Genomic DNA, 23,924 nt, shown 5'->3' on the forward strand with positions numbered 1-23,924 from the left:
ACTCCCCTCCTCATTCTAAAGTTGTTACCATCTTCGCCGAATAAGGAGGGATTTATACTCTAGTTAACTATTTTTATAGGGTAAATATACGTCCTAGGAAATTCTCTTTTTATCCTTTGGTTTCGGTTTTTGCACAGGGATAGAGGACCATTTCGGTATATTATGTTTGATTTTTGAAACCACAATGGTCATATCATCTTCTATTAAGCCGGAGCTCGACCTGATCACTTCCTCCATTAGAATATCGGCCACTTCTTGTGGTTCCTCCGTTTCCAGCTCCTTTATCTTCCTCTTCATCCAGAGATCATAATTTTCCACATGTTTCGGTCCTTCAAAGGCACCATCACTCATCATAATGAGAAGATCTCCTGCTTTTAACTGCTCAGACACAACATCCACATCGAAATCCTGCTGAAGCATCCCCATGGGTAAATTGCTTGCCTCTACCTTGATGATTTTATCCCCCCGCTTAATGAAACTCGGGGTTGAACCAATTTTCAAGAACCTCGATGACGCATTCTGCAGATCGATCATGGCTAAATCCAATGTGGAGAAAATTTCATCATTCGTTCTGAGAGATAGAATCGAGTTGATGGATTTGATCGCTACCTGTTCTTCAATCCCGGATTCAAGTATTTTTTTCAAAAGCCTCAGCGTTTCATTGCTTTCATAGTGAGCCCGTTCTCCGTTCCCCATCCCGTCACTAATCGCAACAGCATATTTCCCCCTTCCTAATTCAATCATCGAGTAGCTGTCTCCGGATACCAGTCCTCCCCCTTTCGCTGCATGAGAAGCCCCTGTATCCACTATAAATTTCTTGGCAGATTGGAAAGTCACGTGACATTGACCGTTCTGGAATTGAGCGCACTCCTCCTTTTGAACAATGATATTTTCACCTAATATATCCGATAGCATCGGGGCAATCAGCTTTTCACCCTGTCCATGTCCCCCACAATAAGGCATGGTCATGTCTATATCGACATTTCCTTGTTCCAGGTTATAGATTTCAATGTTTTCAATCTCGATTCCAAACTCTCCAATACTCGATAAGATTTGTTCTTCCTGAATATGATGATTCTCCCTTTCTCTTTGAATTTCTTTCGCGAAGTTCCCCATCACCTCTGATACTCCAAGTAATTGGTCGGCGACCAGTTTCCTGCTTTCCTGGACCTGCTTCTTTAATTTCAGGTTCGCTTGATAGAAGGTCAGCTCCTGATATATGGTTTCTTTCAGTTTTTTCTCTCTCGTACAATGCTTCTCTACTTCTCTAGCAAGTTTTGAAGACAGAGGGACACGGCCCTGATCATACTCGGTCATCACATCTTTCATGAGATTATAGGTTTTATCAAAATTCCTGGCCCAGCACTGATCTTTCTTAAAACAGGTTTGACACGTTTTCTCTGTCACATTGCTTAAGAAATAATCGAACTCCTTATCTTCCTCCTCTTCAAATCGGTCTTCTATTTGTTGAAAACTATTGGACAAAGCTTGAAACACCGAGGAAAACTGTGTGACCCTATTAGCGGTCACATCTCTCACCCTTCGCATGTATCCCTGTTGTTCCTGCTGATATTCTGCTGTTCCAGGAATATGCTTGGCAATTTTAGACGTTAAACTTTGAGGGGTTAAAAATAAGAGTAAAATCGCTACCCCCGATTCATATAAGGTTTTCGTTATGACCGTATCTGTCTCTCCGTACATTCCCATTAATAAAGTAGCGATTAACAAACCGATTGCTGCTCCGAATTTCTTTCCTTCTTTCATAAGTCCGCCCAGAAGCCCCGAGAAAGCAAGCAAGCTCATTTGATAAAAGCTGGATACGTTGGCTAAACTGAAAACAAGCCCAGTGACAACCCCCACTGTGGAGCCCACTGAAGCCCCTGCTATAAAGGAAAACAGCAGCACTAAGTATCTTGATAACACATGTTCCACAGACAGATTGTATACAGACCATCCGATTGTACCTGTCATGATAGATGCCAATAGAATGATCAGACTGACCACTTCTTCTGTTTTCAGCGATTTCCTTCTACGCTGAACGGTTACAAGGGGCACACTTTGAATGAAAATATACGTTAAGAGAAAGGCAAGACTCGCTTCTATTAACGCCATTACTCCGTTATACACCGTCAGTGCTTGCCCTTGCTGGATAAAATCGAATGAAAGCTTTGTTACCATGACTGTGAAGAAGACATAAAAAGCGACGACTCTCAAATTATTCTTGTGATATTTCTGAGACAATCGAAACGCTAATAGGAATATTACCGCACTGACAAACGTATAACTGATACTAGGAAGAGATAAGGTGAGAGCTCCTGCAAGCAATCCGATTAGGGCAATGGGAGATTTCTCTCTTCGAATAAGGTAAACAGAGGCAAAGAACGGCAGTGCAAACGGCGTTAAATGTGAAAGGATCAACGCTCTTCCCAATAAAAATCCGATAACGAATAAGGCGATCCCCTTTTCTACGAACAGCCACTCCAGTTTCGAATAAATAGACTTCATTCTTTTGGATAGTTCCACCCTAGTGTGTTCAATGTCCACGTTCTGAACAGGTTCTATGATCGACTGATCGGCTTTCCCCATGTATGAAACACTCCCCATTTCTTTTTTGTTAAGTATAAATGGTACAAGCTTAAAACTTTGTCAAAATGAGGGAATGCATACCAAGAAAGTTTCGACGACTTTCTATAGATTCCGGTAAAATATTCAGAATATTCTCTTGTCATTCATTCTTCTTTTCTACTTTTTTCGTCCTAAACGCTTATGCGAGTATGCTTGAAGGAATTTTGACAAATTCTTTACTAGATTATATTGACAAGATAATTCTTTCTATGTATCATAGATTTTGTGCCTAAAAGGTGCATAAATATGGCGGTGTAGCTCAGCTGGCTAGAGCGTACGGTTCATACCCGTGAGGTCGGGGGTTCGATCCCCTCCGCCGCTACCATATTTCATGGCCCGTTGGTCAAGCGGTTAAGACACCGCCCTTTCACGGCGGTAACACGGGTTCGAATCCCGTACGGGTCATAGTAAAAAAAGACTATCATTATGATAGTCTTTTTTTGTTCAGCTCTTTTCGTATGAAGAGGCAAATCAAGTTTTTTCTGCAGACACCACTGCTTCAATTTGCTCCTGGTGATGTTTATCATGACCGATAAAGTCTTCAAAAAACTCTTCAAGAGTAAAGCTTTGATCTCCTACTGAGAACGAATGTTGTAAATCATCATCAGATAAGCAATTTACATATGCTATAATCGATTCGCGTGTTTTGATACCCTCTTCAATCAAAGCTTCCTTAGTTACCACGTCATGCGCATATTGTGCAGCTTCTCCATTAAAACGTTGAAAATCCGGAAAAGGTGACAGCTGCGCTCCTTCTGAAACCCTTGGGAGAATCTCTCCTAATGAATATTGGTCCCATTTGATCATGTGAGAAACATTTGCAGCAACCGACCACCTGCTTTCCTCCATTGGCTGAAACCACTCTTTGTCATTGATCCTTTTCAATTCATTAAGCCACAGTTTAAACGCTTCATGATGGTCGATTATCTGTTCTTTGTTCATAATGGCTGCCTCCATAAAATTAGTTAAGACTATTTTATTCGATGAGGGCAAGTCGTTTTCCTGTCTACACATAATAAAAAAACAGGCACACTCATCCTTATGAGTATGCCTGTTTTCCGTTCACAACCTGCTATATGAGTTAATAGACAGCAAGTTAACCTTTTTTCGCCCCTTTTCCACCACGACGAGACTCAGTATTTTTCTTTAAAGATGATAAACGATCCTCACTGTCTTTCAAGAAACGTGCCATCTTTTGTTCGAAACTCTCTTTAGTACGTGTGTCGTTCTGTTTGTTATTATTACTACGCGGGCGTTGAGGACGCTGAGGGCGCTGCGGGCGTTGTGGTTGCTCTTTCGCTTTTCGGATGGACAAACCGATCTTTCCATCTTTCTCAACATTAATAACCTTAACTGTTACTTCGTCGCCAACTTTAAGGTGCTCGTTAATATCCTTAACATAGTTGTCTGCAACCTCACTAATGTGAACTAAACCTGTTGAACCTTCCGATAATTCCACGAACGCTCCGAAATTTGTAATACCTGTTACCTTACCCTGTAACTTGCTGCCTACTTCGATTGACATAAAAGAAATGCTCCTCCTTAAAATGATAAAAGATAAACCTTACTATATATTATAGCCAATTTAAAAAAAGAGTGTCAATAAGACACCTCTTCTTCTTTCTCTTTATCTGGTTCAGGTATGTTGAAAATAATTTCACCTTCGTCTGATAAAAAGTAATCCCGGCGCGCCAGTTTGGCTATATATTCATCGTCGTTAAGCTTCACAATCTCTTCTTCCAACGCGGTTTGCTTATCTTTTAGATGTTCTAACTTTTTTTCTAATTGTGCTTTTTCAGTACGTTTATCTTCTAAAACCTGGGCTCTGGAAATGAGAGTCGAAATTAAAAATCCACTAATTGCCAATACTAAAATTAAAAATACTGCTAATCGACGGACCAAACGCTTTTTTCTCTTAGAAGACGAATGATGCATATGCTCCTGATGACGAACATATTCATTTTCCATTGGTGTCACGTTTTTTCTCATTCCCAAACCTCCTTTACAATATGGAGTGGCAAAGCCTTAAGCCCTATTCTTTGTCTTTAGGTTTCTTTTTGAACTTTTCTACCACTCTATATACTTTTTTGATATATGCTTTAAAAATTCCTGCCACTTTATTATATAACTTCTCGACTCTTTTTGTAAGATTTTTCGGCAATAAATTCCAAATACCCTTCAATATCCACCATATTGGAGCCGTTACGAGCTTAATCGCCCATTGTAACACCTTCCAGATCACCTTTAACAGGAATATTATGACGGATAAGAGCCCTTTTCCTATAGATAAAACCATGGTAATGAGAAGCACAATGATCCATTTTATCGGTGAATAAATTAATTTTTTTACCATTTTCACACCAAAATTATAAAGGGAGATAAAAAATAAGATCACCCGTTCCAAAAAGGCGAGATAAAGCTGCTTGATGAGGGCCTGATAACCAGCGAATCCACACAGCAAAGCAATGAAAATATAAAAACGGATTTCACCAAAATTGACGACAAATAAAATATAAAAAATCGATAGGGCTTGTAATACCCAAAACATAATATCGTTTATGAATACAAGCCACCGTTTTCTTTCAGATCGGTTTAAGAACCGATTGTACGTGTCTAATGTCGCACCAAATAAAGCTCCCATTCCGATCATGGAGAGCATGGTGTAGAACTGGGTTGAGAGTGTCATCGAAACAGCTTGCTAAAGAAGCCTTTAGCCTTCTCCCCATTTTGTTCATCCAGGTAAACGAGATCAAACACCTTTCCTTTAATGGAGACGATGCCTTTGTCCACGTCCAGATTTTTCATTTGTAGATTTTGACCTCTGACAGACAAAAACCCCATTACGGTTTCGAGTAGAAACTCTTCATTATCGAAGCTTTCCACCTGTTTGACACCCGTGATATCGAGAAGCTTGCGGCCCCTCATCATGACGTCATGTTCTTGAAAAGTCGTTTTATCTTTGTTTCCATCATAATATTGATTCATATCCATCCCTCACATTCCCATAGTACAAGCTTTGTAACTATGTTTATGATTTCGGGAGAAAAATAGAACCAAAATAGAGCCTCTTACTATGTAATCCTTATTCCGTTTCTTCTCGAACCCTTTCTTCTGAAAGGACGGAATAAAGTCCACTCGCTTCTTCTTTTTTGGTTGTTTCAAGAAGCCTTTCTATCTTTACCCTCATAATCTTTTGACCAAACCTCACGCTTAATTCGTCTCCAACCTTCACGTTAGAGCTCGCTTTTGCTTGCAGCCCATTCACTGTTATACGGCCCTGGTCGGCAATTTCTTTAGCCATCGTTCTTCTTTTAATCAGCCTTGATACCTTTAAAAATTTATCTAATCTCATGGATACCATTATTCATTTCCCCTTATTCGATATTCATCTTTTTGGCTTCGTTCCAAAATTGGTCTAATTCTTCTAGAGTGAAATCCTCAAAGCTCTTCCCCGTTTTCAAAACCTGTTCCTCCACAAAAGAAAAGCGGCGGTAAAATTTTGTATTGGTCATAGACAGGGCTTCCTCTGGAAAGATCTTATAGAATCTGGCCACATTGATAAGTGCGAATAAAATATCTCCAAATTCTTTTTTGATATCTTTTTCACTATTATTCTCGACCTCGTTTTCAAATTCCTTTAATTCTTCCCATACTTTTTCCCAGGCACCTAGTGGGTCTGGCCAATCAAAGCCTACTTTTGCGGCTTTCTTCTGGTATTCGTATGCCTTCATGAGAGCCGGCATTCCTTTGGCAACGTTCTTAAGCATCGGTTCATGTTCATCCTGCTTTTCCTGCTTCTTGATTTCATCCCAGTTCGCTTTCACTTGTTCCGTATTTTCTACTTGAACCGAACCGAATACATGAGGGTGTCTCCGGACCATTTTGGAAGCAAGGCTTTCAATCACTTCCTCCATGGTGAACATACCTTCATCCTCACCTATTTGGGCATGAAGCATGACCTGGAGCAGGACATCCCCCAGCTCTTCAATCATATGATCAATATCATCTTCCTCGATGGCTTCCAGTAACTCGTACGTTTCTTCGAGTAAGTATTTCTTGAGGGAATGATGCGTTTGCTCTTTATCCCAAGGACACCCATTCGGTCCCCTTAATGTCGAGATGATCTCTCTTAATGTTGCATATTGTTTATACGTGGATGCCCTTTCTTTCACAGCCGGAACGTACAGGCTTGTTAAATTACTGAGGTGGGCCACACGATCAAGTTCAACCAGCGGGATTCTATCCACCTTCTCTTCCTTGCTGCCAGCCGCTGTGACAAGCATGACTTCATAATCATATGGATAGAGCTCCATCAGGGTAATCTTCACCTCAGAAGCGATAAAGGCATCATACACCTGTCCGATGATGAGTTGTTGATTCATATGAATATCGTGAAGCTTTAAATTCGTACCATCCAATAGCTGAAAGCCATCGATCGGATCCGCTCCGACAGAAGCGAAAAGAGCATCAATGAAGCTTTGCCCCCCACCTATCGACACTTGAATCTTTCCTTCTTCCTGAAGGTCCAGAAGCATTTGAACTGCCTTTTCAGCCACTAACGGATGACCCGGAACGGCATAGACGATTGAATGCTTTTCAGATTCCCTAACCAGCTCACATACAATCTCTTCATACACGTGGTCGAACTGATCATGCTTTTCATATACAGCATCGAAGGATTGAAACTCTACTCCTTCTGCCATTAAATCCTTTACGACTGGATGTTCCTTCGTACGTAAGTATAGATGTGAGCTATTCTTTAGTAATCGGTACACTCCTAATGGGAGCTGTTCGATGTCCCCTGCACCTAAACCCACAATTGTTATTGTATGCATATTGATCTCCTCGCTACTTTTTATTCATTGGTTGTATGATATTCATCAGCCTTACCCATTTACTACCAAACGGCAAGAAACCCATTTCTTCTCTGGAGAGGACATTTCCTCTTAATAATACAATCAGAAAGATGAGGGCACCGAGGCAGGCTCCTCCTAAAGAAAAAAAGACAGAAAGCTCTCGTTCAGGCATTCCATTGTTTAAAAGTGTATCATAAATCTGCAGGAAACCCTGTAACACGATGGTCATGGCTGCACCGCTCAGCAATAAGGTTTTATAGAAAGAAAAAGGGAAAAACCGGATAGGGAATAATCTCCTTAGCTTCAAGATCATCATACCGGTAATAACGGTTAAAGATACGACCGTCGCGATGGACGCTCCCATGATACCCATGACGGGAATGAGATAGGCGTTGCCGAAATACTTTAAGAGAATGCCTATCAAAATACAGAATGCCGGGTAATAAATCTTACCGATCCCTTGGAAAATGCCTGCAAACGTAAGAATCAGACAGCTAAAGAAAATGGAAAGACAGAAAACGGCGATCACCTTTGAGCCCAATGCATTTTCGAATAACATCGTATTGGTAGGAACCATGATATTGATGATTCCCAATGTAGCTGCAAATCCGATGGTAATACTGATTTTAAGGGATAACTGACTGTACTTCCTTATCAAATTTTCTTTCTTTTTCAAGTAGGCACTTGTCACCAATGGTACGATGGTGAGGGAAATGGAGGTGGCCACTACTGTCCCGAGCTGGACAAAGGGCTGACCCCGGTCATAAATTCCTTTCCACGTTTTCCCTGACTCCGTATCCATACCTGATGAGGTCAGGAGAGAATATACATTCATGGAATCCACAAACTGAAGAAGGACCAGCAGCATGGCACTTACACAAATGGCTGTTCCGTTCATTAATAACCGTGACCAAATGTGTAAATACTCAGGGGACAACCTCAGGGACTTGCGCGAAAACAGTCTTTCCCTACGTGCAGTCACTATGAAAAGTAAAACCAACAAGCCTCCCAGTCCACCGGTTATCGAACCGAATAGCGCTCCGTTCCCCGCCATATACAGGGAATATCCTTGAGAAACCAAAATGGTTGAAAATACAAGAATCGTCGCCACTCTTATCGTTTGCTCTGTCACCTGTGAAACAGCGGTGGGCACCATATCTTCCTTTCCTTGATAGTAACCTCTCAGAACAGAAAGGGGAGCTAACAACAGGAAGGATAAAGAAATGACTTGAATCAACGGTTTCAGGAGTGGATCCCCCATCCAGCGGGCAATCACCCCTGCTCCAAAGTACACGATTAGAAACCAGCTTAATCCAACGATACATAGAAACATGAAGGAGGTGACGGCTACTTTCTTCGCTCCTTCTTCATCTTCATTTTCTAATTTCTCGGCTACTAACTTCGAGATGATCACAGGGAATCCATAGGTGGATAGTGCAATGGCAATTCCGTAAAAAGGATACACCTGCTGATAGATATAAAAACCAATATCCCCAACAATATTTTGAAACGGCACCCGATATACTGCACTTAATATCTTCGTCACTAGTGCGGCAACCGTTAATACCATTGCCCCTTTCAAAAATTGGTTGGAAGAGTACTTCTTACTCAACCAGTTTTCCTGCCTTTCTGTACCACTTTTTTCAATGCTCTTTGAGTCTGATCAGGCAGAGAAAAAATTCGTTTATGTATGGTCATTTTACCATAAATAGCTGCCTGTTTTCGTTGAACAGCTTCGTTTATCAGGCCAAAAACAAAAAAGAAGAGCGGCTAAGTGCCGCTCCTTTAGGTTATGACTCCATTTGTCTTGCTAAAAAGCCAGCTGCCGTTTCTACTGCCTTTTGTTCCACTTCGCCTACTGTACGTTCCTTCGAGAAGATCGCAACGGCACCAATCGGGTCACCATTTGCGACTATCGGGGCTATCGTATAGGAAGCCAGATCTTCACCGTGTCCATCGACAAGCTCAGCTTGTCCTTGTTGAGTGTGTAATAGAGACGTACGGTCATCCATTACTTTCTCAAGCAGTTCACTGATGTTCTTATTTAAATATTCTTTCTTTGAAGCGCCGGAGATGGCGATTACAGCATCTCGATCACAAATTAACACAGCGCTTCCCAGGCTGTCGTATAATGCTTCGCCGTATTCCTTAGCAAAGTCACCAAGTTCACTTATTGGGGAGTATTTCTTTAAGATGACTTCTCCGTCACGATCGACGAAGATTTCCAGGGGATCTCCCTCGCGAATCCTTAATGTTCTACGAATTTCTTTCGGAATGACGACACGCCCTAAATCATCAATACGACGAACAATACCAGTTGCTTTCATCTATAGTTGCCTCACTTTCATCAGATGATTTTTATTTGGCAATGTACCAACTTGTTATTGAATACTTTACCATTGTTGAGTTTAGTATCTTACAACTTAGAAGTTCTATACACATTCAGTTATTTTTTCTGTAATTTCACTAAAATTCTAATGCAGGTATCTTTTTCCATTGTTGGCAGCTGCATAAATACTAATACCCTTATCATAGTAAAGTAAAACAATCAGCGCGTTTACATTTTGGTTACATTATTATAACGAAGGTAAGAATTTCCGTATTTCATCTGATGAATGTGACGAAGTCCTTATCATTATTATGCGTTTTCTTCTACTTTTAACGCTTCATCTAAGTGCTTGATGATGTCATAGGCTATATTAAACCACTTGGATGATTCCAAGCGTGAGGTATTGATGGATATTTTAAGCTTAGAGCCTTCCATTCCGAGGCCCACAGCCCGGCCGTGTTTGTTGCATAGGTTAAAGACCTTGGATCCATCGATCTGTGCCGTTCCTTCCGGCGACATGAAGATGTTCACTGATTTCTTATCCTGCTTGATGGACTCAAGCTTTGTATTTTTGGCGTATATTTTCATTTCAGAGATTAAGAATAGATAGCCGACTTCCTCTGGATACTCCCCAAAACGGTCAAGGATCTCTTCTTCCAGCTCTTCGATTTCAGGAAGCGAAGAGAGGGAGCGGAATCGTTTATACATTTCGATCTTTTGATGTCCATCTTTAATATAATCATCCGGAATATAGGCATCGATTTCGATATCCACTTCAAAGCTCGACTCCGGCTGCTTCGGCAGATCTCCTTTTCGCTCTTCGATGGCTTCTTTCAGCATTTGAGAGTACAAGTCAAATCCGACAGAATCAATAAAGCCGTGCTGCTGCGCTCCCAGAAGATTCCCTGCTCCACGGATCGTCAGGTCACGCATGGCAATCTTGAACCCGGAACCGAGCTCAGTAAATTCTTTTATCGCTTGCAATCGTTTTTCGGCGACTTCCGTCAGCACCTTATCTTTACGGTAGGTGAAATAGGCATAGGCCACCCTGTTAGAACGTCCTACCCTTCCTCTTAATTGATAGAGCTGAGATAAGCCCATCCGATCGGCATCAAAGACAATCAATGTGTTCACATTCGGGATATCCACACCTGTTTCAATGATCGTGGTAGTGACCAGTACATCATACTCACCAGCAAGGAAGCTTAAGATTACGGCTTCCAGCTCGTTTTCACTCATTTGCCCGTGGGCGTAGGCTATTCTCGCATCTGGCACAAGCATGGAAATTTCATCCGCTTTTCTTTCAATATCCTCCACTCGGTTATAAAGGAAATACACCTGGCCGTTCCTGGCCATTTCTCTTTCAATGGCCTCTTTGATCAGAGCACCGTTGTATTCCATTACATATGTCTGAACCGGGAATCGATTCTCCGGCGGTGTTTCAATGACAGATAGATCCCGTACACCAAGCATCGACATATGAAGAGTTCGTGGAATCGGGGTAGCCGTTAGGGTCAGCACATCAATATTCGTTTTTAATTGTTTGATTTTTTCTTTGTGAGTGACTCCAAATCGCTGTTCTTCATCTATGATCAATAATCCTATGTCCCTGTATTGAATGTCTTTAGATAGCAGGCGGTGAGTCCCCACTACGATATCAACGGTTCCGTTCTTAAGACCCTTCATCGTTTCCTGCTGCTGCTTTCGTGTTCTGAAACGACTTAATAATCCGATTTCAACCGGGAAGTCTTGAAAACGTTCCTTGATCGTTTCATAATGCTGCTGAGCAAGGATGGTGGTGGGTACGAGAATAGCGACCTGCTTTCCATCGGCAATGGCTTTGAAGGCTGCCCGTATGGCCACTTCTGTTTTTCCATAACCTACGTCCCCACATAATAAGCGGTCCATCGGCCGTTCTCTTTCCATATCGTGCTTAATTTCACTTACAGAACGCAGCTGGTCATCGGTTTCTTCGTATGGAAACACCATTTCAAACTCTCTTTGCATGTCACCATCGGGAGAAAATGCATAGCCCTTTGCCGCTTCCCGTTCAGCATAGAGCTTAATGAGATCATCTGCTATATCCTGAACAGAAGACTGAACCTTCGACTTGACCTTCTTCCATTCACTTCCGCCTAACTTATAAAGCTTTGGATCCTTGTTCTCTGAGGCGACATATTTTTGGACAAGTTCAATTTGATCAACCGGAACATAGAGCTTGTCATTTCCCTGGTATTTCACATGGAGATAATCTTTGTGGACCCCATTGATCTCCAATGTTTCAATCCCAAGGAATTTACCGATCCCGTGATTCACATGAACCACATGGTCCCCTACCTTCAGCTCAGAATAGCTTTTGATTCTCTCAGCATTTGAAAGCTTTTGCCTTCTGGGCTTCTTTTGGGTTTTCTTATTGAAAAGTTCCTCTTCTGTAATGACGGCCAGTTTCTGAAGGGGAAGTTCAAATCCGTTCGTCAGGCTGCCGTTGATCATTTGGATCGTGCCCGGCAGCAGCTTATCTCCATCTTCCACAAAGGCAATTTCAATTTCATAATCGTCCAATACCCTTTGAAGTTTCTTAACCCGTTCTTCATCCGGTCCCAATAAGACAACTGTGTATTTCCCTTTTTTCCAGCGGTCCAGTTCAGCCTTTAATACATTCATCTGCCCATGGAAATTCTGCATGGGCTTTGTAGAGACATTAAAGATATTCTGAGGGCTTGTATTTGGAATGTGTCGCAGGAAAAGAGAGAAATACACCTTTGGCAGCTTCGTGTTACTAATCAACTCGGAAAACGCATGGGATACCGGTACTTCATGGATGATCTGTCCTTCTTGCAATAACGAGGTATACCACTCTGCTTCCTCTTTCTCAAGGGACTCACTCATTTCCTGTACACGACTGAATTCGTCAAAGAAAATGACCCCGTCTTCAGGTAAATAATCTAGCAAACTACTAGGATGATCATACGCCAGGGATAAGTACTTGAAAATTTGCTCAGGAACTTGTCCGTTTTCAAGCTGATCCACTTCATGCCCTATGTACTCTGTCATCTTTTCCTTTACAGCTGCCGCTTTCACCTTCTTTAAGCTGGAGGAAAGTCCAGCATTAATTTCGCGGATGAGCCTTTCGATGTTCTCATAATTCAATAAGACCTCTGTGGCAGGACCTATTTCCATAGAGTTAAGTTTATCAATCGAACGCTGGTCCTCAACAGAGAAGATGCGAATCGAATCAATTTCAGTATCAAATAATTCAATTCGGACAGGATTCTGCGACGTTAACGGGAATACATCAACGATTCCCCCTCTAAGACTGAATTCACCAGGGGTGCTGACCATTCCCGTCCTCTGATAGCCCATTTGAACCAATTGACTTAATACTTCATCCAAATCGATATCTTCACCCGTTTTAAAACGGATTTGATTCATTTCCCACATGGATTTCGGAGGAAGGATCTTTCTTAATCCTGCGACAGGAACAATATATACACCCGAGTGATTGTGAGAAAGCTTATTCAACACTTCGATACGTTGAGCTCTCAGTTCAGGACTCGCCACACTTAATTCGGCTGCGATTAACTCATTAGCAGAATATAAATATACTTCATCCTCCGACAGAAACTGAATGAGATCGTCATAGACTTTCTGGGCTTGAAACAAATTATGCGTAACCACTATGGTGGATTTATTCGTTTGTAAATATACATCCGCTATATAAGCTGTTCGGGATGAGCCAGACAATCCTGAGACAAGTTGTTCTGATAATTGCTCCTCCACTCCAGCGATGATGGACTGAATTTCTTCACTTTGGTGAACCTGTTTTAAAATACCTTTCAAGTGTACGCTCCTCCCCTTTGGATCTTTCTATATATCTCAACAGTAAACAGAAAAATGCTTTGGTTCTCCACCAAAGCGTTCTTACTGAATGATATGATCTAATTGATGATAATCAGGGTATCTCTCCAGACTCTCCTGACAATCTTCACAGATGGTCTTCACCTGAATATCTCCGTTGTCCTGATACTGAACCATGTGTAACCGTTCTTCATCTGACAGCGTATGAATCCCGAGCTGCTCTGAATGGACAGATACGTTTGAAAGTGTTCCAACATTTGTACCGCAATGTCGACACTGATAATGGATCGCCATACCATTTCCCTCCATACACATTTATACATTTAGTATGAACCTGATAGAGGGGAGTTATTCAACTTTCCACAGGAATGATGGAAGGTCGCCGGGATTTTTCAGTCCCTGAAAATGTAGTATATGAATTCTTTAGTTAAATTTATTCATCACTTCGAGGAAAGGTTTATCAAACCATGTTTCACATGCTTCCACACTGGCAGAGATGACTTTATCCAACTCTCCTTGATCTTCCTTACTAAACCTTCCAAGAACATAATCCGGGACACTCATACCGTTTACAGGTCGATCAATTCCAATTCTAAGACGATTGAAGTTCTGAGAGCCCAAATGAGCGATGGTTGATTTTATGCCATTATGCCCGCCGGCACTTCCCTTTTGCCTCAACCTTATCTTTCCTACAGGTAAATCCAAATCATCATAAATGACCAGCAAATCCTCATCTTCAATATTAAAATAATCCATTAGCGGAACAATGCTTTCCCCAGACAAATTCATATAGGTAAGCGGCTTTAATAAAACGATTTTTTCCCCTTTATAATGGTAGGTCCCGTATACCCCTTTGAACTTTGACTGGTTCAATGAAACCCCCAGTCGATCTGCTAAAGCATCTATAATAACAAACCCGATATTATGACGTGTTTTCTCATACTGTGATCCCGGGTTTCCTAATCCAACGATTAACTTCATGTCTAACACCTCTTCTGACCTTATACCTCTAGAATAACGTAAAAAGCGCAACCTGCAAAAGGTTACGCCAAAAAATATTGATTTTTATTCTTCCTTTGATTCACTTTCTTCACTGGCCTCTGATTCTCTTCCTTCTTCATTCTCAGGAGTACCAGCTTCCTGCTCTTCACCGCTGTCAATTTCTTCTTCTTGTCGAGGAGCCAGAATGGAAGCAATTGTACGGTCGTCCTCTTCATTAAGAGTGACACTGTATTTATCGCGGATATCACCGATCGTTACCGTTTCTCCAACTTGAAGATCTACAATATCGACTTCAATTGATTCCGGTATATTATTAGGTTTAGCTGTAACAGAAACCTCATGCAACGGCTGCTGTAGTACGCCACCGTCCTTCACTCCTGCCGCTTCTCCTACAAGGTCGATACGAACATCCGCATCAATTTCCTCCGACATATTCACAGCAAGGAAATCTACGTGGGTAACGGCATCCTTCAAGTGATCCTGCTGATAGTCACTTAAAATGACATTTTGTTTATTGCCATCCACATTTAAGGAAATAATACCGTTTCTCCCTACTTCACGAATCGTTTTGATAAACGTAATAGCATCTACCATAATCGATGTATTATCTGCTTTGTAGCCGTACACGACTCCAGGAATATTCCCCTCGTGTCTCAGCTTTGTTAATGAAGAGCGTTTGAAATCTTTTCTCTTATTTGCTTTTAATTCAGTTGCCATGTCTAATCCAACACCTTCCCTAATCTTTTATGTTAGTTAAAGTTCTATATATAGTAATTACCCTAATGTGATTTGAAATAAACATAGAAAAATCAATTTATGACGGGAAGGGTGCTAAAGGAATGTTGTCAGATGGGCGTTTTAAGAAAAGCTATTTTCGTAAAGTTTGTTGATTTAGAAAAGAAAGTAGTAGTTGATTTCCGCTCCAGGATGCTCGCTTTCCGCGGGGCTGGCGGTGAGCCTCCTCGGCAAGCCTCCGGGGTCTCACCTGTCCAGCTATTCCCGCAGGAGTCGAGCATCCTTCCGCTCCAATCAACTTTCTGAGCATGTATCCTTAACGGAAATCAATAATAACAAGAATATTAGCAAACAATCTCATTTAAGGTAAGTAGAGATTGAATTTCATTTTAAGGAAGAAGGATGATTTTTTTCTAGTTACATTGTTTTCTTGCACACCTTGAAGCTCTGTCATGAAAATACTGTTAAAGATGGTGAGGGGAACTGCGCAGACTCCTGCGGAAGTACGGTCGTGCCGAGACCCCGGAAGCGAAGCTGAGGAGGCTCGGCCGAACGTCCGCGGAAAGCGGAGCAGTTCCCCTCTCCATCCAGCACACACTTATTGACAGAGCATTGGCAGATCATATGTTAAAAAAACAAACAAAAAGAAGAGCCTGTCTCAAATAATGGCAGGCTCTTCTTCATATGCACAAACTACAAATATTAATTCTTAATCAAAAAGCGTGCTGACAGATTTTTGTTCATAGACACGGATGATGGCTTCGCTAATTAGTGGAGCCACTGACAGCGACTTCACTTTACCGATCATTTTCTCTTCGCTTAATGGAATAGAGTTCGTCACAACCAGCTCTTTAATATTCGAGTTCTCGATTCGCTCAATCGCAGGACCTGAAAGAACAGGATGCGTACAGCACGCGAATACTTCTTTCGCACCGTTTTCTACCAACGCATTGGCAGCCAGCGTGATCGTACCTGCAGTATCAATGATATCATCGATTAATATGGCGATTTTACCATCAATATTACCAACGATGTTCATGACCTCTGCAACGTTCGGTTTCGGACGGCGTTTATCTATGATGGCAATCGGCGCTTTCAGGCGTTCCGCAAGCTTACGGGCTCTTGTCACTCCTCCGTGGTCCGGGGATACGATGACAAGGTCTTCGTTATTGAATCCTCTTTCTTCAAAGTAATCCGCTAAGATAGGAACACCCATCAGGTGATCGATCAGGATATCAAAGAAACCTTGAATTTGAGGAGCATGCAGGTCCAGTGTGATTACGCGGGTAGCACCGGCTGTTTCCAACAGGTTTGCCACTAATTTAGCCGTGATAGGTTCACGCGCTCTCGCTTTACGGTCCTGACGGGCATAACCATAATAAGGCATTACTATGTTAATCGTTTTTGCAGATGCACGTTTTAACGCATCTACCATAATAAGAAGCTCCATCAGGTTTTCGTTTACAGGCTGACAAGTAGACTGAATAACGAATACATCACAACCACGGATACTTTCTTCAATGTTAATCTGGATTTCACCGTCACTAAAACGCTTAACAGAAGATTTCCCTAATTCAACTCCTACTTCATCCGCAATTTCCTTTGCAAGATGGTAGTTTGAATTAAGGGAGAAAATTTTTAATTTGGAATTAATATAAGAGTTTGGCATTGTGGACCTCCAATTATTTCTTATGATTTAGATTTTGAACGTAGTTTTCTTTATTTACCTGACGAGCTCTTGCAATCGAAAGAGATTCTCCTGGAACATCCTCGGTAATCGTAGAACCAGCAGCAATGTAGGCACCTTTTCCAACTTTAACAGGCGCGACCAGATTTGAATTACAGCCTACAAATACACCATCTTCAATCTTTGTCAGGTGCTTATTCTTTCCATCATAGTTCACCGTGATCGATCCACATCCAATGTTGACGTCACTTCCAACCTCTGCATCTCCAATGTAGCTTAAGTGGGATGCTTTACTCGCTTTACCGAACGAAGCCTTCTTAATTTCAACGAAGTTACCAATCTTCACTTCATCTTCAATAGTAGAATCCGGACGAATGTGAGCAAATGGCCCAATATGAACATCCGAGCCGATCGAGCTGTCATGAGTTACTGATTGCTTCACAACTGTTCGGTCACCGATCCGACAATCCTTCACCTCAGAATTTGGTCCTATCATAGCTTCTTCACCGATTATAGTGTTGCCAGTAAGAACCGTACCCGGAAGGATTACCGTATCTCTGCCAATCGTTACACCGGCATCAATATACGTATTGTTTGGATCCTTTATCGTTACACCATTGCGCATATGGTATTCATTGATGCGCTTTTTCATCGTGATCTCTGCTTGAGAAAGCGCGACACGGTCGTTCACACCCAATGTCTCATCAAAGTCACTTGTTTGGTACGCACTCACGATTTCACCTTCAGACTGAAGAATCTCAATTACATCCGGTAAATAATACTCGCCTTGTACGTTATCATTCGAAACCTTTTTCAGGGCATCGAATAACGCTTTATTATCAAAACAATATGTTCCGGTATTGATTTCTTTCACGCTTAGCTCTTCATCAGTTGCATCCTTATGTTCAACAATGCGTTCCACCAAGCCTTCTTGGTTACGGATGATGCGTCCGTATCCATCAGGAGATTCAGTGTGACCAGTCAAGATGGTCGCTTTCGCACCTTGTCCTTCATGATGCTTCACTAACGCTTCCATCGTTTCCCCTTTAATGAGCGGTGTATCACCACATACCACTAAAGTAGTACCTTCTAAATCACCTAACACATCTTCAGACTGCATAACAGCATGAGCGGTACCCAATTGCTCAGCCTGAAGGGCAAAATCACTCTTGCCTTCTAAATGCGACTTCACAAGTTCAGCACCGTGACCGATGATTGTGACAGTCTTTTCTATATGAAGTGTAGAAATTTGGTCGACCACATGTTCCACCATCGGCTTGCCACACACAGGATGAAGAACTTTGTAAAGCTTCGACTTCATTCTCGTACCTTGCCCGGCAGCTAATATAACGGCATATCGATTTGTCATTTTTGGTCCTCCAATAACCTTTTTATCCATAACGAATATATCCTAAAAACTTTATCATTTCAAGGATTCACACAAAAGTACATATATTTGTCATCAGAAAAGCGGAGGCGGCTTGCTCAGGCCCGACAAGCATAAGATGAATTGACCGGAAAGGCGCCCTTTGCCTTTTTGGTCAATTTAGCTTATGACCTCGAGGGACTAGCCGCCGGAGCTGGACACATAGAAAAGCGGAAGGGGCTCGCCCTGGGGCGACAAGCATAAGACGAGTAACCCGGAAAGGCGCCCTTTGCCTTTTTGGGTTACTTGGCTTATGACCTCGAGCCCCAAGCCCCTGGAGCTGGACATATAGAAAAGCGGAGGGGCTTTGCCCAGAGGCGACAAGCATAAGACGAGTAACCCTGAAAGGCGCTCTCCCGGTTTTCCAGGGTGTTTTCATATATTCAAACAATATGTCGAATTTTCTTTCCCCTTAGAATAAAAAAAATAATAATTATAGGTTTCATCTCTCTAAAAATCGGGGTATACAAAAAACGTATGAATTGCCACTTTTAAACGACCGGCTCTAAAGACAAAAAAAAGAGCCTTACAAAAGTAGGCTCTTGATGTTATAGATCTAATTAGGAAGCCCCAGCTTCTTCTAACTCAACTTCTTCTAGCTCACCTAGACGGTGATACTCAGCTAAGACGGCATCTTGGATCTTGCCGCGAGTACCTGAATTAATTGGGTGAGCAATATCACGAAATTCCCCATCTGGAGTTCGCTTGCTTGGCATCGCTACAAATAAGCCATTGTTCCCATCAATAACGCGAATGTCATGAACAACAAATTCATTATCCAGCGTAATAGATGCGATAGCTCTCATGCGACCATCGGTGTTTACTCGGCGTAATCTTACGTCTGTTACTTCCATTCTGTTCACCACCTTTTTCCCTAGATGAAATCTACTCTATGTATTCAACGAATTATTTACATATTCCTTCTTAAATTGTAAAACTTTTTGAAAAGTTTTATTTTTTATATCCTTTCATCTATTTCATTTGAACTACACTTCTTTTTTGACACAAAAAAAAACCCGTGAATTTTACTTCACGAGTGCGATTACTTCGATCTCAACTAAGGCATCTTTAGGTAAGCGGGCTACCTCTACACAAGAACGAGCCGGCTTATGGTTACTAAAATATTCCCCATACACTTCATTAATCGTACCAAAGTCATTCATATCCTTAATGAATACAGTTGCTTTCACGACTGTTTCCAAAGACGCTCCGGCTTCCGATAGTACGGCTTGAAGATTACGGAACACCTGATGCGTCTGTTCCGCCACATCCCCTTCTACCATAGTACCTTCTGCCGTCAGAGGGATTTGACCTGAACTGTAAAATAAATTATTTACGACAATCCCCTGAGAGTATGGACCAATTGCTGCTGGTGCTTGCTTTGTAGAAACTACACGCATATTAAATGCCTCCCTTTATGGTAGAAATCTTAAATTTGATTGAAAATAATTTCCTTCCGTCAATGAAATCTGTTTATCTTTTTCATTCACATCAGACAATCTTAACAATGAAACATAATCATCCACTAGTCGACCATCGATACTATTGGATTCAACTAAAACGCCTATTCCGGATAAAGTAGCCGAGAACTCTTCCAGTAAATTCTTCATACCGTTGATGGTTCCCCCTGCTTTCATGAAATCATCGACAACCAATACTTTAGACCCTTCCTTCAAACTTCTCTTGGAAAGAACCATGGATTGGATTCTCTTCGATGAGCCGGAGACATAATTAATGCTCACAGTTGATCCCTCTGTTACACGACTATCCCGTCTAACGATGACCACTGGAACATTTAAGTATGAAGCAATGGCATTTGCAATCGGTATCCCTTTTGTCGCTACTGTCATGATGACATCTATATCTTTCTCAGCAAAAGCAGACGCCAGTAATTTCCCGACACTTTTCATAAGTTGAGGGTTACCGAGCAAATCGGTCATGTAAAGGTATCCGCCTGGTAATAAACGATCTGAGCTTTCCAGATGAACACAAAGCTCATCTATCATTTCTTTCGCTTCCTGACTGTTTACCTTTGGAACATACTTCACTCCACCGGCTGCCCCGGGAACTGTTTGAACTGTCCCCACGCCCCGTCCTTCAAATGTTTCCTTTACTATCGTCAAGTCCTCACTGATGGAAGACTTTGCAGAACCATACCGTTCAGAGAAAAAAGTTAAAGGAACAAGTTGGTGGGGGCGTTCTAATAAATAATGCGTCATATCAATTAATCGTTCACTACGCTTAAACTTCACCAAAGAAACCTCCTAAATCCGAATATTATAATGTAAATATATCACTAATATACGGATTTCGGCAAGAGCTCTTAATCTCCCAGCATGCGCACAGCGAACACTTGATCACAAAAACCTCTTAAACCATTATAGATTCGATGAAGTCTTGATTCATATTGCACTAATCCATATACCGTCGGCCCACTTCCGCTCATTAGAACAGCATCGGCACCAAAACGCTCCATTTGGTCCTTGATTTGAGCCACTTCAGGGTGCATATCCAATGTGACCGATTCAAGCACATTCCCAAGATTGGAGCATATATCATGATAATTTCCATGTTCTAAAGCTGAAACCATGGCGTTTGTATTCGGATGTGTAATGTTTTTCAAATCCAAATTTTTATAAACATCGGCTGTCGAAACCCCTATTGTTGGTTTTGCTAATATGACCCAACAATTAGGTGGGGCGGGAAGATGTTTGATTTTCTCGCCTCTCCCTGATGCTAAAGCTGTCCCCCCGTAAACACAGAAAGATACATCTGAACCAATTTCGGAACCAAGCTCTGCCAGTTCATCCATACTGAGACCTAAATCCCATAATCGATTTAACCCTTTTAAGGTTGCTGCTGCGTCACTGCTTCCGCCTGCTAATCCTGCTGCTACAGGTATCACTTTATCAATGGATATGGCTACCCCTTTTTTGATATTCAACCTGGTCTTTAAAAGCTGTGCAGCCTGATAGGCAAGATTTCTTCCATCGTCCGGTACAAATCGATTATGCGAGAGAATCTTAATCGTATCATCAGAAAGATTCGTAAGCTCAATTCTATCTGCTAAATCAATTGTAGTCATAACCATCTCAACTTCATGGTAACCATCTGAACGTTTATGTAAAACATCAAGTGATAGGTTAATTTTTGCCGGCGCCTTCACTAATAACCTCATATCATCACCTTCTTACCAATACTCTTTGTTATATTGTATCATACACTTATTATCGAGAGTGTTAACTTCTAAACATACTCATACAAGTATGTTATTTTATCACGTTAAGTACTGATAGGAAAGATTGTCTTGTCTTTATTAAAACAAGGGCCACCTGAAAAGCACTACACTTTTAAGGCGACCCTGTATATGGTCCTGTATATGGTACTGATAAAAGATGTAATCCTGTATGCGTGAAAAGAGTTAGTGAGGACGATTATCAGATAATTGCTGACTTGCGCGCTCAACTGCGCGCTTCACCATATTACCTGCATCTCGTGACGTGATTCCACCCCAACCATCCTTCTGAACAACATCATAGAATCCCAATTCCTGAGCGATTTCTTCTTTTAATTGATCAGACATGATTCCTCTTCTTCTGCTCATCGTCTACCTCCTTTAGATGTACCACACATTTAGTATGTGTACAAAAGGACAAAACATAACAAAAGGGGAATCCTCTATTTATGTACTTCCTGAAAATTGGACAAATAAAAAAGCAGCAAACGATTGTCTACTGCTGGCTAAAGATGATATTTCCTGTTGCTTCATCATAAAATGTTAATTGAACTGTCTCAGTGAGAACATCTGCATAGCTGTAAGAAACTCGTTCGAACGCATTCTCTTCTTGATCCAGTTGAACCACGAATACAGAAGGATACGTTTCGGCTAGAACACCTGAACGCTCAATTGTTTTTCGACGTCCACCGTTTGCTTTAAGCATTAAACGTTTCCCAAGATTAGAATCAAGGGATCTTTTAATGTCGGCTAATGTTTTTGGCATTTCGCTTCCACCTCACTATAATTAAATATAACACATTATGTAATTTTAGTCAAATAAATTTATTATTTTAACAAGAACAAGGAACACCTGTCAATATATTTTATTCAACAAAAAGTACGTTTTTTCTACACACCTAACATTCCCCATACATTGAGAAATTATGTAAACAATAAAAGCGGAGGCGGCTGGGTCAGGCCCGACAAGCATAAGGCGAGGGTACCGGAAAGGCGTTCTTTGCCTTTTTGGTACCCTTGACTTATGACCTCGAGGGACTAGCCGCCGGAGCTGGATAACAATAAAAGCGGAGGCGGCTTGGTCAGGCCCGACAAGCATAAAACCTAAAAACCACTAAAAGACCCACCTTACTAGTCTATACATCTAAACACCAAACAGACCTTACAATTCACGCAGTAAATTGTAAGGTCTGTTTGATTTTTGTCGAACATTCCCTATTCTTCTTCTGAAATTTTATATGGCATCCCTGTACGAAGGACACCCTTCGTCTCGATTCCCCCAAGCCCTTTGTCCCCTGTTAACGTATTGCGGATGACGTCCCACACATTAACCGAATCCTTAAACCCCGTAAAACAAATCTTAGCCACGATATACACGGGGTCCAATGCATGAATATTGACTCTGGACGGGGAGCTGGCAAAATTGGCTCCAGCATGGATCAGGGATTCAAAGTGGGATTGACAAGCACCTGCAAAAATCACTAACTGATCCAGGTGTGGAGATTTGCTGCGTGCTTCCCGCACTGCCTGAACAAAATATTTAGAATGTCGATAGGCGTTAATATCAGCTTTGGTCCCTTTCGCCTTGGAATAGGCATCGTGACCGGTCAAAACAATAATATTCGGTCTATATTTATCGATAAGGGCCCCAATCTGTTCAGGCATCTCTGTCTCGCTGCAGTGAACACCTTTTACCGGGACACCAATTTTTTCATAAAGATCTAGACACTTTCTTAAATAGCTGGGATCTCCATCAAGATGAAGCACTTTCCCTGGAACCTGGAAATAGTTATAATCGTCTCGATAAGCATTCGTTACCCTATATTCCTGCTTATACTTCAGAAGCTCTATATCCTGACGAAATAGGTCAAGAGATTGTTCCTCTTTTGAACGAAACTCCTGTGTAATACGTTCCTGCTCTCTAGGGTCCATCTTCTTCAAATCATGAAAAGGAGCATCCGCTATTAATCGAAAATCTTCACCATACAGTACTGCCGTTTTTTGGCCATCTATCATGCGGATATCTATTACCCTGAATAAAATATCACATTGATATGAAAGGCGACCTACGACATCATTGATTTCGATATTCACATCAGTCACTCCCGTGGGCTAAACATTCGTTAAATCAAAAAAGGAAATAAATAAGCCGAGGAGGATCAACGTTTGTC

24 protein-coding genes and 2 tRNA genes are annotated in these 23,924 nt (G+C 41.6%); 3 read left to right on the forward strand and 23 right to left on the reverse strand.

The window, feature by feature from the left end; translation table 11 throughout:
• Positions 1-93: 93 nt before the first annotated feature.
• Positions 94-2,586 carry a stage II sporulation protein E gene (gene spoIIE / locus ACIFOD_RS19740; protein WP_430315981.1) on the reverse strand — a complete coding sequence of 831 codons (2,493 nt, stop codon included), beginning with the start codon at positions 2,584-2,586 and terminating at the stop codon, positions 94-96.
• Positions 2,587-2,873: 287 nt separating this feature from the next.
• Here spoIIE and ACIFOD_RS19745 point away from each other — a divergent pair.
• Positions 2,874-2,950: transfer RNA gene (locus ACIFOD_RS19745), tRNA-Met, on the forward strand.
• 8 nt (positions 2,951-2,958) lie between these two features.
• Positions 2,959-3,030, forward strand: a tRNA-Glu gene (locus ACIFOD_RS19750).
• 66 nt (positions 3,031-3,096) lie between these two features.
• Here ACIFOD_RS19750 and ACIFOD_RS19755 read toward each other — a convergent pair.
• The 13 genes from ACIFOD_RS19755 to ACIFOD_RS19815 all read right to left on the reverse strand — a co-directional run bounded on the left by ACIFOD_RS19755 (position 3,097) and on the right by ACIFOD_RS19815 (position 15,387).
• Positions 3,097-3,567, reverse strand: a complete 471-nt coding sequence (locus ACIFOD_RS19755; protein WP_430315982.1) for a DinB family protein — start codon at positions 3,565-3,567, stop codon at positions 3,097-3,099.
• A gap of 154 nt (positions 3,568-3,721) precedes the next feature.
• The gene (locus ACIFOD_RS19760; RefSeq protein ID WP_113971050.1) at positions 3,722-4,150 is read right to left on the reverse strand and encodes a S1 domain-containing RNA-binding protein; all 429 of its coding nucleotides are present in this window, start codon (positions 4,148-4,150) and stop codon (positions 3,722-3,724) included.
• Between the two features lie 74 nt (positions 4,151-4,224).
• Complete coding sequence (locus ACIFOD_RS19765; RefSeq protein WP_113971049.1) at positions 4,225-4,614, reverse strand: FtsB family cell division protein; 390 nt, start codon at positions 4,612-4,614, stop codon at positions 4,225-4,227.
• A 43-nt stretch (positions 4,615-4,657) separates the two neighbouring features.
• Positions 4,658-5,311 carry a spore cortex biosynthesis protein YabQ gene (gene yabQ, locus ACIFOD_RS19770; protein WP_430315983.1) on the reverse strand — a complete coding sequence of 218 codons (654 nt, stop codon included), beginning with the start codon at positions 5,309-5,311 and terminating at the stop codon, positions 4,658-4,660.
• Positions 5,308-5,610 carry a sporulation protein YabP gene (gene yabP, locus ACIFOD_RS19775; protein ID WP_044340620.1) on the reverse strand — a complete coding sequence of 101 codons (303 nt, stop codon included), beginning with the start codon at positions 5,608-5,610 and terminating at the stop codon, positions 5,308-5,310. The genes yabQ and yabP overlap by 4 nt, the downstream gene beginning before the upstream one ends.
• Before the next feature lie 97 nt (positions 5,611-5,707).
• Positions 5,708-5,977: an RNA-binding S4 domain-containing protein gene (locus tag ACIFOD_RS19780; RefSeq protein ID WP_113971068.1), complete on the reverse strand. Its 270-nt coding sequence runs from the start codon at positions 5,975-5,977 to the stop codon at positions 5,708-5,710.
• A 22-nt stretch (positions 5,978-5,999) separates the two neighbouring features.
• Entirely contained in the window at positions 6,000-7,460 is a 1,461-nt protein-coding gene (gene mazG, locus ACIFOD_RS19785; RefSeq protein WP_430315984.1) for a nucleoside triphosphate pyrophosphohydrolase, read from the reverse strand.
• Between the two features lie 13 nt (positions 7,461-7,473).
• A complete protein-coding gene (locus ACIFOD_RS19790) occupies positions 7,474-9,093 on the reverse strand; it encodes a putative polysaccharide biosynthesis protein (protein WP_430315985.1) in 1,620 nt (539 codons plus the stop codon).
• Between the two features lie 178 nt (positions 9,094-9,271).
• Positions 9,272-9,808, reverse strand: a complete 537-nt coding sequence (spoVT, locus tag ACIFOD_RS19795) for a stage V sporulation protein T (protein ID WP_397554529.1) — start codon at positions 9,806-9,808, stop codon at positions 9,272-9,274.
• Positions 9,809-10,119: 311 nt separating this feature from the next.
• Entirely contained in the window at positions 10,120-13,650 is a 3,531-nt protein-coding gene (mfd, locus tag ACIFOD_RS19800; protein WP_430315986.1) for a transcription-repair coupling factor, read from the reverse strand.
• 81 nt (positions 13,651-13,731) lie between these two features.
• Positions 13,732-13,962, reverse strand: coding sequence for an anti-sigma-F factor Fin family protein (locus tag ACIFOD_RS19805; RefSeq protein ID WP_430315987.1), 231 nt, complete (start codon positions 13,960-13,962; stop codon positions 13,732-13,734).
• Positions 13,963-14,091: 129 nt separating this feature from the next.
• The gene (pth, locus tag ACIFOD_RS19810; protein ID WP_148971312.1) at positions 14,092-14,649 is read right to left on the reverse strand and encodes an aminoacyl-tRNA hydrolase; all 558 of its coding nucleotides are present in this window, start codon (positions 14,647-14,649) and stop codon (positions 14,092-14,094) included.
• Positions 14,650-14,733: 84 nt separating this feature from the next.
• Positions 14,734-15,387, reverse strand: a complete 654-nt coding sequence (locus ACIFOD_RS19815; protein WP_397554532.1) for a 50S ribosomal protein L25/general stress protein Ctc — start codon at positions 15,385-15,387, stop codon at positions 14,734-14,736.
• Between the two features lie 132 nt (positions 15,388-15,519).
• Here ACIFOD_RS19815 and ACIFOD_RS19820 point away from each other — a divergent pair, with 132 nt between their 5' ends.
• Positions 15,520-15,711, forward strand: coding sequence for a hypothetical protein (locus ACIFOD_RS19820; RefSeq protein WP_430315988.1), 192 nt, complete (start codon positions 15,520-15,522; stop codon positions 15,709-15,711).
• A gap of 403 nt (positions 15,712-16,114) precedes the next feature.
• Here the strand turns inward: ACIFOD_RS19820 and ACIFOD_RS19825 are convergent, their stop codons facing one another.
• The 9 genes from ACIFOD_RS19825 to yabG form a co-directional block, all read right to left on the reverse strand.
• On the reverse strand, positions 16,115-17,074 hold the full coding sequence (locus ACIFOD_RS19825; RefSeq protein WP_430315989.1) for a ribose-phosphate diphosphokinase: 960 nt from the start codon (positions 17,072-17,074) through the stop codon (positions 16,115-16,117).
• A 13-nt stretch (positions 17,075-17,087) separates the two neighbouring features.
• The gene (gene glmU / locus ACIFOD_RS19830; RefSeq protein ID WP_397554534.1) at positions 17,088-18,461 is read right to left on the reverse strand and encodes a bifunctional UDP-N-acetylglucosamine diphosphorylase/glucosamine-1-phosphate N-acetyltransferase GlmU; all 1,374 of its coding nucleotides are present in this window, start codon (positions 18,459-18,461) and stop codon (positions 17,088-17,090) included.
• A gap of 617 nt (positions 18,462-19,078) precedes the next feature.
• Complete coding sequence (gene spoVG, locus ACIFOD_RS19835; RefSeq protein ID WP_032085215.1) at positions 19,079-19,372, reverse strand: septation regulator SpoVG; 294 nt, start codon at positions 19,370-19,372, stop codon at positions 19,079-19,081.
• A gap of 171 nt (positions 19,373-19,543) precedes the next feature.
• Positions 19,544-19,918 (reverse strand): RidA family protein, encoded by a 375-nt coding sequence (locus ACIFOD_RS19840; protein ID WP_044340630.1) that lies wholly within the window; start codon positions 19,916-19,918, stop codon positions 19,544-19,546.
• Positions 19,919-19,933: 15 nt separating this feature from the next.
• Positions 19,934-20,770, reverse strand: a complete 837-nt coding sequence (purR, locus tag ACIFOD_RS19845; RefSeq protein ID WP_397554536.1) for a pur operon repressor — start codon at positions 20,768-20,770, stop codon at positions 19,934-19,936.
• Positions 20,771-20,841: 71 nt separating this feature from the next.
• Complete coding sequence (ispE, locus tag ACIFOD_RS19850) at positions 20,842-21,696, reverse strand: 4-(cytidine 5'-diphospho)-2-C-methyl-D-erythritol kinase (protein ID WP_113971036.1); 855 nt, start codon at positions 21,694-21,696, stop codon at positions 20,842-20,844.
• A 243-nt stretch (positions 21,697-21,939) separates the two neighbouring features.
• A complete protein-coding gene (locus ACIFOD_RS19855; RefSeq protein ID WP_397554537.1) occupies positions 21,940-22,122 on the reverse strand; it encodes a small, acid-soluble spore protein, alpha/beta type in 183 nt (60 codons plus the stop codon).
• A 127-nt stretch (positions 22,123-22,249) separates the two neighbouring features.
• Positions 22,250-22,519: a biofilm formation stimulator Veg gene (gene veg / locus ACIFOD_RS19860; protein WP_032085220.1), complete on the reverse strand. Its 270-nt coding sequence runs from the start codon at positions 22,517-22,519 to the stop codon at positions 22,250-22,252.
• A 449-nt stretch (positions 22,520-22,968) separates the two neighbouring features.
• A complete protein-coding gene (yabG, locus tag ACIFOD_RS19865) occupies positions 22,969-23,847 on the reverse strand; it encodes a sporulation peptidase YabG (protein ID WP_397554538.1) in 879 nt (292 codons plus the stop codon).
• Positions 23,848-23,924: the final 77 nt, after the last annotated feature.

It is taken from the genome of Rossellomorea sp. NRS-1567, from assembly GCF_050467885.1.
GTDB classification, from domain to species: domain Bacteria; phylum Bacillota; class Bacilli; order Bacillales; family Bacillaceae_B; genus Rossellomorea; species Rossellomorea aquimaris_C.

Excerpts from the sequence above, each read along its gene's own strand:
- spoIIE (WP_430315981.1), bottom strand. The coding sequence starts at position 2,586 with ATGGGGAAAGCCGATCAGTCGATCATAGAACCTGTTCAGAACGTGGAC.
- ACIFOD_RS19755 (WP_430315982.1), bottom strand. The coding sequence starts at position 3,567 with ATGAACAAAGAACAGATAATCGACCATCATGAAGCGTTTAAACTGTGG.
- ACIFOD_RS19760 (WP_113971050.1), bottom strand. The coding sequence starts at position 4,150 with ATGTCAATCGAAGTAGGCAGCAAGTTACAGGGTAAGGTAACAGGTATT.
- ACIFOD_RS19765 (WP_113971049.1), bottom strand. The coding sequence starts at position 4,614 with ATGAGAAAAAACGTGACACCAATGGAAAATGAATATGTTCGTCATCAG.
- yabQ (WP_430315983.1), bottom strand. The coding sequence starts at position 5,311 with ATGACACTCTCAACCCAGTTCTACACCATGCTCTCCATGATCGGAATG.
- yabP (WP_044340620.1), bottom strand. The coding sequence starts at position 5,610 with ATGAATCAATATTATGATGGAAACAAAGATAAAACGACTTTTCAAGAA.
- ACIFOD_RS19780 (WP_113971068.1), bottom strand. The coding sequence starts at position 5,977 with ATGAGATTAGATAAATTTTTAAAGGTATCAAGGCTGATTAAAAGAAGA.
- mazG (WP_430315984.1), bottom strand. The coding sequence starts at position 7,460 with ATGCATACAATAACAATTGTGGGTTTAGGTGCAGGGGACATCGAACAG.
- spoVT (WP_397554529.1), bottom strand. The coding sequence starts at position 9,808 with ATGAAAGCAACTGGTATTGTTCGTCGTATTGATGATTTAGGGCGTGTC.
- ACIFOD_RS19805 (WP_430315987.1), bottom strand. The coding sequence starts at position 13,962 with ATGGCGATCCATTATCAGTGTCGACATTGCGGTACAAATGTTGGAACA.
- pth (WP_148971312.1), bottom strand. The coding sequence starts at position 14,649 with ATGAAGTTAATCGTTGGATTAGGAAACCCGGGATCACAGTATGAGAAA.
- ACIFOD_RS19815 (WP_397554532.1), bottom strand. The coding sequence starts at position 15,387 with ATGGCAACTGAATTAAAAGCAAATAAGAGAAAAGATTTCAAACGCTCT.
- ACIFOD_RS19820 (WP_430315988.1), top strand. The coding sequence starts at position 15,520 with ATGGGCGTTTTAAGAAAAGCTATTTTCGTAAAGTTTGTTGATTTAGAA.
- ACIFOD_RS19825 (WP_430315989.1), bottom strand. The coding sequence starts at position 17,074 with ATGCCAAACTCTTATATTAATTCCAAATTAAAAATTTTCTCCCTTAAT.
- glmU (WP_397554534.1), bottom strand. The coding sequence starts at position 18,461 with ATGACAAATCGATATGCCGTTATATTAGCTGCCGGGCAAGGTACGAGA.
- spoVG (WP_032085215.1), bottom strand. The coding sequence starts at position 19,372 with ATGGAAGTAACAGACGTAAGATTACGCCGAGTAAACACCGATGGTCGC.
- ACIFOD_RS19840 (WP_044340630.1), bottom strand. The coding sequence starts at position 19,918 with ATGCGTGTAGTTTCTACAAAGCAAGCACCAGCAGCAATTGGTCCATAC.
- ispE (WP_113971036.1), bottom strand. The coding sequence starts at position 21,696 with ATGAGGTTATTAGTGAAGGCGCCGGCAAAAATTAACCTATCACTTGAT.
- ACIFOD_RS19855 (WP_397554537.1), bottom strand. The coding sequence starts at position 22,122 with ATGAGCAGAAGAAGAGGAATCATGTCTGATCAATTAAAAGAAGAAATC.
- veg (WP_032085220.1), bottom strand. The coding sequence starts at position 22,519 with ATGCCAAAAACATTAGCCGACATTAAAAGATCCCTTGATTCTAATCTT.